A 9,483-nucleotide genomic window follows, 5' to 3' on the forward strand; every position below is an offset into this window, starting at 1 on the left:
CCGATGATTCGCCGGCACTCCATGCGGCGGACACGCTCGAAGCCGGGGCCGGACTGTGCGACCGGCAGGTTATCGCGCGTATTACGCGCGAGGGACCGGCCATCATTACCCGCCTGACCGGTCTGGGCGTGGAATGGGACCGGCAGGCTGACGGAAGCCTGCAACTGGGGCTGGAGGCCGCGCATTCACGCCGCCGCATCGTTCATGCGGGGGAGGACGCCACCGGGGCCATGATCATGCGCGCGCTGGTCACCCGCGTGCGCCAGACCCCGCGCATAACCGTGATCGAACATGCCCGCGCGCGTGATGTCGTTGTTCATGATAACGCCATAACCGGCCTTCGGCTGGCCATTTCCGGGCATGAACTGACCCTGCCGACCTCGGCGGTCGTGCTGGCGACGGGCGGGGTCGGCAGCCTGTTTGCCGATACGACCAATCCCGCGGGTGCGACTGGCAGCGGCCTGGCCATCGCCGCCCGCGCGGGGGCGGTTCTGGGCAATATGGAATTCGTGCAGTTCCACCCCACCGCCCTTTCCGCCGGAAAGGAAGGGCAGAGGCTATGCCTGATCAGCGAGGCCGTGCGCGGCGAAGGCGCCATTCTGGTGGATGAGACCGGTGAGCGCTTCACCCACGAACTGGCCACGCGCGACACCGTATCGCGCGCCGTATGGCGGCATATGATGCAGGGACACAAGATATATCTTGATGCCCGCAAGGCGATAGGTGCTGATTTTCCCCATCATTTCCCGGCCATTTCGGCACTGTGCCTAGCCCATGAGGTCAATCCGGTCACGCAGCCCATCCCCATCCGGCCCGCCGCCCATTATCACATGGGCGGCGTGGTGGTGGACAGCCACGGGCGCACGGGTGTTGCGGGCCTGTGGGCGGCGGGGGAAGTGGCCTGCACCGGCCTGCATGGGGCGAACCGGCTGGCCAGCAATTCCCTGCTTGAAGCGGCGGCGTTCGGTTCATGGATCGGGCAGGCCCTCGATGACCACGCGATACCCGCGCCACCTGCCGTCATGCCAGCTTCGGAAGGGAGCGTACCCCCCACCCCGTCACGGCCCTACCGCCAGATCATGAGCCGTTATGCGGGTGTCATCCGCACGGGCGGCGGGCTGCATGAAGGGTTACGGCAGATATTGCCGGATATACGGACCGATACCGGAATGGTCTGTGCCGCCATCCTGTACGCGGCGCTCCAGCGGCATGAAAGCCGGGGGGCGCATTTTCGCAGCGATTTCCCCACACCCCTTGCTACTGGCACATCATCGGGTTTCACCCTGCCGGAACTGCGCGGATGGATCGCCAGCACGGTGGAAACCGGCAGGACGCCCAGCCTTCCCGAACATGAGAGAACGCCCATATGATCCATCCCCTGCCCGACATCATGCTTGAACCGCTTGTGCGCGCCGGGCTTCTGGAAGATCTGGGCCGCGCGGGCGACCTGACAACCGATGCCGTCATCGCGGATGCCGATGCGCCTGTACGGGCGGCTTTTGTCGCCCGGCAGGAAGGGGTGATCGCGGGTCTGGCCATGGCCCGGCTCTCCTTTGCGCTTATGGATCCGCGCATTGTGTTCGCGCCCCATGTTGCCGATGGGCAGGCCGTCAGCGCCGGAACCCGTCTTGCCACGGTAACGGGACCAGCCCGTGGCATCCTGTCCGGGGAGCGGGTCGGGTTGAATTTCCTCTCGCATCTGAGCGGTATCGCCACCGCCACCGCGCAACTGGTTGATCTGGTGCGGCCTTACCACGCCAGCATCACCTGCACGCGCAAGACCATGCCCGGCCTGCGCGCCATCCAGAAATACGCGGTGCGCGCGGGTGGTGGCAGCAATCACCGCTTCGGGCTGGATGATGCCATCCTGATAAAGGATAATCATCTGGCCTTTGCTGGCGGCATCCGCCCCGCGGTTGAGCGCGCGCGCGCCACGGCGGGTCATCTGGTCCGCATCGAGCTTGAGGTGGATACGCTGGAGCAGTTGGCCGAAGGGCTGGAGGTGGGCGGGGTTGACGTCTTCCTACTCGATAACATGCCGCCGGACATGCTGCGCGACGCCGTGCAACTGGTGAACGGTCGCGCCATAACCGAGGCATCGGGCGGGATTACTCCTGAAACCGTCATGGCCGTGGCGCAGACCGGCGTTGACCTGATTTCACTCGGCTGGCTTACGCATACCGTGCGGATTCTGGATATCGGGCTGGATTACCAGCCCTGACGCAGGGCTGCGCAGGGATGACCCCCACGCCAGATCCAGATGCCGTCTTTTTTCAAAAATGTAGAGTTTTCTGAAGCTTTTTGAAAAACGCCACACCAGAAATTTCCCTGGAATTCGCGAAACGTCTTAAAGGCCATCCCTTGAAAGAAAAATGTCCCCACCCATGAAGCAACACGGGTGGGGACGTTTTCTTTTACACGCCGACCATTACGTCAGACGCCTTGATAATGGCGGTTGCATGTTCACCCACCTTGAGCTTCATGTCCGCCACGGATTCATTGGTGATGGAGGCCGTGATGATCTTGCCGCCAATATCGATGCTGACATGGGATGTCGTCGCACCCTTGATGATTTCGACAATCTTGCCAGCAATCTGGTTACGCGCGCTGATTTTCATTTTTTAACCCTTTCCAAGTATTTATATAATATCCTGAAATTCTGACCGGATATTATGCAAGCAGTTATCAATTACGTGCAGGTCACATTCTATCAATACAAATTTCACAAAACAATTCATCTTCGATGAAATTTTGGATACTTGATTCATGCGAAGTCCATAGCCTGTTGATAACAATAATTTATTTGAAAAATCACGATTAAATACAAATGAATCAAATTTTCAGGCATGCCGTTTCAGGCCGGTCCGATCTCAACCTGCACGTCACGTGGTTTTGCCGCGTATGGCGCGGAGGTCACGATAATATCGGCGCCAGCTTTACATACTGGTCCACATTTCGGGCATTGATACCGCCCGCGGCCACAATGCGGGGGGACAGACCGGCGGCCGCCAGACTGGCGCGAAGCCGTGAAAGTTCTTCCGGTGTGAATTTTTCCAGTTGCAGGGCCTCGGCCCCCGCGCGGGCCGCCGCCATGGCGGTCTCCGCGTTGCAGACCTCGATCACGATCCGCCGTTCCGGCGCGTTGGCCCGTAATCTGGAAATTGCCTGATCCAGCCCGCCACATGGATCCATGAAGCAGATGTTCCGCGAAGACAAGGATGGTGTCGGACAGTCCGGTGCGGTGCATGATCCCGCCACCGGCCTGAACCGCACGGACCGCCACGGCCCGTGTCAGCGGGGGGGCTTTGCGGGAACAGGCAATGGCCACACCGGCGGAAGGCGCATTGCCCCCTGCCCGCGCGGCCAGAACGATATCATTCGTTTCCGTCGCAATGCCCGCCGCCCATTCCAGCAGGGTCTGGGCCACTTTCCAGCCAAGATGCAGCGCCCCGGCGGAGCCGGACGCCCGGAGCAGAAGCTGCCCGGACGCCACACGTGTGCCGCTTCCGGTCACAATTTCAGCATCCGCCCCCAGGCGCGTCAGGAGTGCGGCCACATCTTCCGTGCAGCACACCACCTGCTCATGCCTGGCGGCAAAAGTCATGACCCCGGGATTCTTTCCGATACCCAGCGCCCGCGTCGTCAGATCGCCAAACGGCACATCTTCCGCCAGCAGCGTATCAAGCAGGGTATTGGTCAGCGGGGCCAGACATTCATCCGAACTTGAACAGGACGCCATAACCGCCTCGCGGATAGTTCCATTCGATATCGCCCGACTTGGAGCAGACAATGCGGCAGGTTCCGCATTCCATGCATCCATCCGCCGTGATCTCGACCTGCCCCTGTTCGTTCTGGCTGTAGCAGCCCGCCGGACAGACCCGCGTCATGGCCACCAGCTCGCGTGAGGGAACCTCATGCGGGCGAACCTCGATATGCGGCCGCCCCACATCCACGACATATCTGTTCTGGAACAGACGGTTTTCTACCCGATCGTCGCTCATCGCCATGCCCTCGCCAGTTTGAATGCATCCCCCAGCAGCCCGGTCAACCCACGGGCCTGCCGCGCACTACGCAGAATGTCGGATTCCTTGGACTTCTTGTCCTTCCCGTCCACACGGAACCATGTCTGTGCCGAGCGGTTCAGCAACCGCGGATACAGGTCCATGATATGGCGGCCCCCCTGTTCCAGCATCCGTGGCACGTTCTTGTATTTCTTCATGTCCTTCATCACGAAGGAGTCTTCCAGCAGCTTGACGTAGGTCTGCAGGTTCTCACGCGAGCAGGTCATGCAGGAGCCAAGAATGTTGGCCACGACTTCCCCGGCCAGACGGCCGGTGGTCATCGCCAGGTTGGAGCCTTCACGATGCACCGCGTTGACGAAATGCCCCGCGTCCCCCACCACAATCCAGCCATCCCCGACCAGTTCGGGCACGGCGCGGAAGCCGCCTTCGGGGATCAGGTGCGCGGCGTATTCCTTGATCTCGGAGCCTTCCAGCAGGGCCTTGATGCTGGGGTGGCTCTTGAAACGGTCAAGAATGCCGTGGGGTGTCGCCTCGCCACTTTTCGCGAACTCGCTGACCAGACACCCCACGCCCACCGAAATTGATTCCCGGTTGGTGTACAGGAAGGCGGTGCCGACCATACCGTCGGTAATCGTGCCCATGGCCTCGATCACCACGCCTTCCTCGCCCTTGAGGTTGAAGCGCGCGTCAATCACGTCCTGCGGCAGGAAGTGCATTTCCTTGACCGCCAGCGCCACATCCTCGGGGCGCAGTTCCCGGCGCAGTCCCGAACGCTGGCCGACAAGTCCGTTCACGCCTTCGGCCAGAACCACCACATCGGCAAAGATGCCGTTGCCGTCGCGGTCCGTCTGCACGCCGATGACGCGTTTGTTCTCATCGGTGATCAGGCTGGTGACCGTTGTCTCGAACAGGACAGTCACGCCCATCTCACGCACGCACCGGTTGAACCATTTATCAAACTGCGCGCGGATGATCGTGTAGCGGTTGGGCTTGTCCTCGTTATAGTCGTCGCTGCGATGGTGCATGCCGGTATGCCCGGCGTCGTCCATCATCCAGATCCGCTGTTCGATCACATGCCGCTCCAGCGGCGCTTCCTCGCGGAAGTCGGGGATGATCTTTTCCAGCGCATCGGAATACAGGATCGCGCCCTGCACGTTCTTGGAGCCGGAATACTCCCCGCGCTCGATCTGCAGAACCTTCAGGCCCCGCTGCGCCATGGTATAGGCCGCCGCATTACCTGACGGGCCCGCACCGACGACGATGGCGTCAAAATGCTCGTGAGTCATCGCTCTCTCCTCAACCCGCCATCCGGTTTACGCTCAGGCGCTGCCTGAATGCACGGGTCAGTGCCGGCAGCAGCGTAATCGCGTCGGCCGTAATGCCCACATGCGCGAAATCAAAAATCGGCGCGCGCGGGTCGGTATTGATCGCCACAATAAGATCCGCCCCTTCCACGCCAACGCGGTGCTGGATCGCACCCGAAATACCGGCCGCGATATACAGCCGTGGCCGAATGGTCTTTCCGGTCTGGCCGATCTGGCGCTCCGCGGGGATCCAGCCTTTCTGCACCAGCGGGCGCGAACCACCCCAGTCCCCGCCCAGCGCATCGGCCAGATCACGGACAAGCTGCACGTTCTCGCTCGTGCGCAGCCCGATCCCACCTGCCACCACGATGTCGGCGAAGGCAAGCTGGGCGGCTTCATTCGCGGTATCGGGCAGGAAGTCGAGCACCTTGGTAATGATGTCTTCTTCCTTCAGGTCGACCTTGAAATCGACAATGCGCCCGGTACGCCCTTCCTGCGCGACCGGCATCGCCATGACGCGGGGCCGGACGGTCGCCATCTGCGGGCGGTAGTTCAGCGTATGGATCGTGCACAGGAGCGACCCGCCGAATGTCGGCCGCGTGGCGGCAAGCGACCGTTCGCCATCGATTGCAAGCTCGGTGCAATCCGCCGTCAGGCCGGTCCTGAGGGTTGTCGCCACCGCGCCGGCCAGATCACGCCCCAGGACCGTGGCCCCCAGAAGCATGATTTCAGGCTGGTACTTTTCCACCAGCGCCGTCATGACCCGGGTGTAGGGTTCGTTACGGTAATCCGCCAGAACGGGATCATCAATGATGTAGCCAGATCGGCGCCATAGGAAAAAGTGGTCTTCGCCACATCTTCCAGCGCGTCATGCCCGCTTCCCGCGATGACGGCCGCCAGTTCGACTTCCAGCCTGTCGGCAAGCTTGCGGCCTTCCCCAAGCAGTTCCAGCGAGACGGGATGAATCCGGCCGTGTTCGAATTCGATAAAAACCCATACATGCTTGTAGGAGCGGAAATGTTCCGGCAGCTCCCGCTTCATGTTGGCGCGGCCGCTTCCTGCTGGCCGTGAAGTTTGATTACTCATGCCAGTCTTTCCTTCAGTGTCCGGCCGCCTGCCGGAGCAGATCGTCCTGCAATGCGGGCTGGCGGGTAAAGATCCGATCGATCAGCGCATCCGCCATCGCGGCCGGGGACAGGTCCGTGGTGGGGACCATCTCGGCCGTTTCATCACGCGCGGTCGGGGCGAAGACTTTCTTGACGACCGTGGGCGAACCACGCAGCCCGCACAGGCTGACATCGGGTATGCCCACGGTGGCGGCGTTCCACTGCACCACTTCGGCACGGGCCGCGCGCAGTGCGTCCGCCTGCGTTCCGCGCCGGATTTCGTTCGAGCCTTCCATCATCGTCACCATGACGGGCAGGCGTGAACGCAGGACCTGTACGCCATGGTCGCCACGGCGGCGGACCAGTATCTGCCGGTCCGTCAGGTCCATGTCATCGATACCCGACACATAGGTCAGTTGCGACAGGCCCAGACGACGGGCGATACCGGGGCCAACCTGGGCGGTGTCGCCATCGATGGTCTGCTTACCGCAGAACACGATATCAGGCGCGCCCCAGGTCTCGCCCGCCTTGCGGATCAGGTTGGACAGCGCGTAGCTGGTCGCGAGCGTGTCGGACCCGGCGAAAACGCGGTCCGTCAGCAGGACGGCGCGGTCCGCCCCGTAGGTCAGGGCTTTGCGCAGGCTGTCCACGGCCATCGGCGGCCCCATTGTCATCACCGTGACCTCACCGCCAAACCGGTCACGCAGGCGCAGCGCCTGTTCCAGCCCGAACAGATCGTAGGGGTTGATGATTGTCGGCACACCTTGCCGCATGATCGTATTGGTCACAGGGTGAACGCGGATCTGCCCGCTGTCCGGAACCTGTTTGATACAGACAAATATTTGCATTTCCACGAGCTCCCTCGGCGTGCCGTGCACGTCCTGTCCCCCAGACCGCAAAAGGCGTGCCAACAGCCGGACCGGCTGCGAACCACGAGCAATCGCATCCCGATGCCACCCCACCGGACAGGGGCGACACGATTACGTCGGGTTTTGGTCCCCGCTTTGTGTCAACTCCGACAGGCTGACAAAACCGCCCGAGGGCCGGATGGCGTCACGATGCACCTTGAACACGCGCTCCGTAATGGGCGTCGAACGGGTGAAATCATCATAGGCGCGCTCAAGCCGGGCGCGGCACAGCGCACGGCGGGCCTCATCATCTCCCGCCTGTGCAAGATCATCGGCGTTCAGATAGGTGCCCATGCGGCGGAGAATGTGCAGCCGCGCGACATTGAGCACCTGCGGGTCGTACGGCACGTCCAGCACGCGAAAGAAATCCTCAGCCGCTGAAAGCTGGCGCAGTTCGTCCAGTATTCCCATCGTCCTGTTCCCCTGTGGGCCCTGCCCCGTATAGGTTCATCTCACCGTGGTCGGGCACAGCCCGACATGGCGGCATATAATTCCGCGACCTCGTTCAGCGCGACGTTGCGCTTGGCGACCGAAGCCCGTTCCCGCACCGACGCCAGCATGCCGACAACAAGCGCGTCATCCGCCTCCAGCCCCAGCGTTTCCAGCGCATGGCGCATGGCGGCCCGGCCGGAATGCTTCCCCAGCACGATTTCCCGCCGCCGCCCGAACTGCATGGGATCCAGGGCTTCATAGGTTCCCGTATCGCGCAGCAGGCCCGAGACATGAATGCCGGATTCATGACGGAACACGCTGTCACCAACGATTGCCTTATCCACCGGAATTGCACGACCGGATGCCTGCGTGACCAGCGCCGCAAGCGCGGGCAGTTGCACGGGATTGACGCTGCTGTTGCACCCGACCAGACGCGGCGCGCCCACCACGACTTCCTCCAGCGCGGCGTTTCCCGCCCGCTCGCCCAGCCCCAGCACGGTCACGCTGGCGCTATGCGCGCCACCACGGATGGCGGCCAGTGTATTGGCGGTCGCCAGCCCCAGATCATCATGGCCATGGAATTCGATCTGGAGCCTGCAACTCTCGCGCAGCCGGGTAATGACCTCATAAACGCCAAAGGGCTCCATGATGCCCAGCGTATCGGCATAGCGGAACCGGAAAGCCCCGGCCTGCTGCGCGGTACCGATCAGATCCAGCAGAAAGGATATGTCCGCGCGGCTGGCGTCCTCCCCCCCCACCGAAACGGCGAGACCGCAATCACTGGCATGCGACACCACGTCATGAACCATGTCCAGCACGTGACGTGGAGACGTGCGGTACTTGGCCATGATCTGGCGCATGGAGGTTGAAACCGACAGGTGGATGCTGTCCAGCCCGGTACGCCGGGCGGCCAGGATGTCCTCATGGCGCATCCGGCACCACGGGATGACACGCGCGCGCTGCACCGTGTCCCCGATGGCGGCGATGATGGCGATCTCGTCATCGCCCATTGCGGGTACGCCCGCCTCGATATCGTCCACGCCCGCCTGATCGAGCGCACGGGCTATTTCAAGCTTTTCCGCGATGGTGAACGCAACACCGGGCGCCTGTTCACCATCCTGAGGGTGGTGTCATTTATGATCAGGCGTGTGCAGTCTGACATATGGCGTCCCCTCTCTTGCCCTGCAAAATGCAGGATCAGGCATAGGTCGGCGCAAAACCGGACTGACCGGCGTTCTTACCATCCCAGAACGGGGACATTTCCCGCAACCTGGCGATAATGCCAGGCATGACGTCCAGCACGTGATCCACGTCCTCATCCGTATTCTCGCGTGAGAACGAGAAGCGGATGGCCCCATGCGCCGCGGTGTACGGCACTTTCATCGCCCGCAGCACATGCGATGGCTCAAGTGAGCCCGACGTGCAGGCCGACCCGGAGGACGCCGCGATGCCCGCCTTGTTCATGAGCAGCAGGATGGCTTCACCCTCGATATACTCGAACGCGACATTGGCCGTGTTGGGCAGGCGGTTATCCACATCCCCCGCCACGAACGAATTGCCGATCCGTTGCAGCAGCCCCTGCTCCAGCCGGTCGCGCATGGCCCGCACGCGGGTATTTTCGTCGTTGATGTGCTGCTGCGCCAGTTCGGCCGCGACACCAAGGGCGACAATGCCGGGCGCGTTCTCGGTGCCCGCGCGCCGCCCGCGTTCC

The 9,483-nt window shown here is 62.4% G+C and carries 12 protein-coding genes; 2 read left to right on the forward strand and 10 right to left on the reverse strand.

What is annotated here, in order from left to right:
• Both JCM25156_RS05880 and nadC read left to right on the forward strand, forming a co-directional pair.
• Positions 1-1,370 (forward strand): L-aspartate oxidase (locus JCM25156_RS05880; RefSeq protein WP_025812453.1); only part of this gene is annotated, 1,370 nt, incomplete at its 5' end.
• On the forward strand, positions 1,367-2,221 hold the full coding sequence (nadC, locus tag JCM25156_RS05885) for a carboxylating nicotinate-nucleotide diphosphorylase (protein ID WP_025812454.1): 855 nt from the start codon (positions 1,367-1,369) through the stop codon (positions 2,219-2,221). The genes JCM25156_RS05880 and nadC, both read left to right, overlap by 4 nt.
• A 193-nt stretch (positions 2,222-2,414) precedes the next feature.
• Here nadC and JCM25156_RS05890 read toward each other — a convergent pair whose 3' ends face one another.
• The 10 genes from JCM25156_RS05890 to JCM25156_RS05935 form a co-directional block, all read right to left on the reverse strand.
• Positions 2,415-2,618 carry a TOBE domain-containing protein gene (locus JCM25156_RS05890; RefSeq protein WP_025812455.1) on the reverse strand — a complete coding sequence of 68 codons (204 nt, stop codon included), beginning with the start codon at positions 2,616-2,618 and terminating at the stop codon, positions 2,415-2,417.
• Positions 2,619-2,854: 236 nt separating this feature from the next.
• Positions 2,855-3,739 (reverse strand): ModD protein, encoded by an 885-nt coding sequence (gene modD, locus JCM25156_RS32820; RefSeq protein ID WP_457851816.1) that lies wholly within the window; start codon positions 3,737-3,739, stop codon positions 2,855-2,857.
• The gene (locus tag JCM25156_RS05905; protein ID WP_457851817.1) at positions 3,714-4,001 is read right to left on the reverse strand and encodes a ferredoxin family protein; all 288 of its coding nucleotides are present in this window, start codon (positions 3,999-4,001) and stop codon (positions 3,714-3,716) included. Before JCM25156_RS05905 ends, modD begins: the two co-directional genes overlap by 26 nt.
• Positions 3,998-5,308: an FAD-dependent monooxygenase gene (locus JCM25156_RS05910; RefSeq protein ID WP_025812459.1), complete on the reverse strand. Its 1,311-nt coding sequence runs from the start codon at positions 5,306-5,308 to the stop codon at positions 3,998-4,000. The genes JCM25156_RS05905 and JCM25156_RS05910 overlap by 4 nt, the downstream gene beginning before the upstream one ends.
• Positions 5,309-5,318: 10 nt before the next feature.
• The gene (locus tag JCM25156_RS30850; protein ID WP_277909388.1) at positions 5,319-6,086 is read right to left on the reverse strand and encodes an electron transfer flavoprotein subunit alpha/FixB family protein; all 768 of its coding nucleotides are present in this window, start codon (positions 6,084-6,086) and stop codon (positions 5,319-5,321) included.
• Positions 6,083-6,367 carry a hypothetical protein gene (locus JCM25156_RS32020; RefSeq protein WP_277909390.1) on the reverse strand — a complete coding sequence of 95 codons (285 nt, stop codon included), beginning with the start codon at positions 6,365-6,367 and terminating at the stop codon, positions 6,083-6,085. The genes JCM25156_RS30850 and JCM25156_RS32020 overlap by 4 nt, the downstream gene beginning before the upstream one ends.
• A gap of 58 nt (positions 6,368-6,425) precedes the next feature.
• Entirely contained in the window at positions 6,426-7,220 is a 795-nt protein-coding gene (locus tag JCM25156_RS05920) for an electron transfer flavoprotein subunit beta/FixA family protein (protein ID WP_242402506.1), read from the reverse strand.
• Between the two features lie 192 nt (positions 7,221-7,412).
• The gene (nifW, locus tag JCM25156_RS05925) at positions 7,413-7,751 is read right to left on the reverse strand and encodes a nitrogenase stabilizing/protective protein NifW (protein ID WP_025812461.1); all 339 of its coding nucleotides are present in this window, start codon (positions 7,749-7,751) and stop codon (positions 7,413-7,415) included.
• 41 nt (positions 7,752-7,792) lie between these two features.
• Positions 7,793-8,857, reverse strand: coding sequence for a homocitrate synthase/isopropylmalate synthase family protein (locus tag JCM25156_RS21935; RefSeq protein WP_306301740.1), 1,065 nt, complete (start codon positions 8,855-8,857; stop codon positions 7,793-7,795).
• Between the two features lie 112 nt (positions 8,858-8,969).
• Positions 8,970-9,483 (reverse strand): aminotransferase class V-fold PLP-dependent enzyme (locus tag JCM25156_RS05935; RefSeq protein WP_025812462.1); only part of this gene is annotated, 514 nt, incomplete at its 5' end.

Source organism: Komagataeibacter kakiaceti JCM 25156, assembly GCF_000613305.1.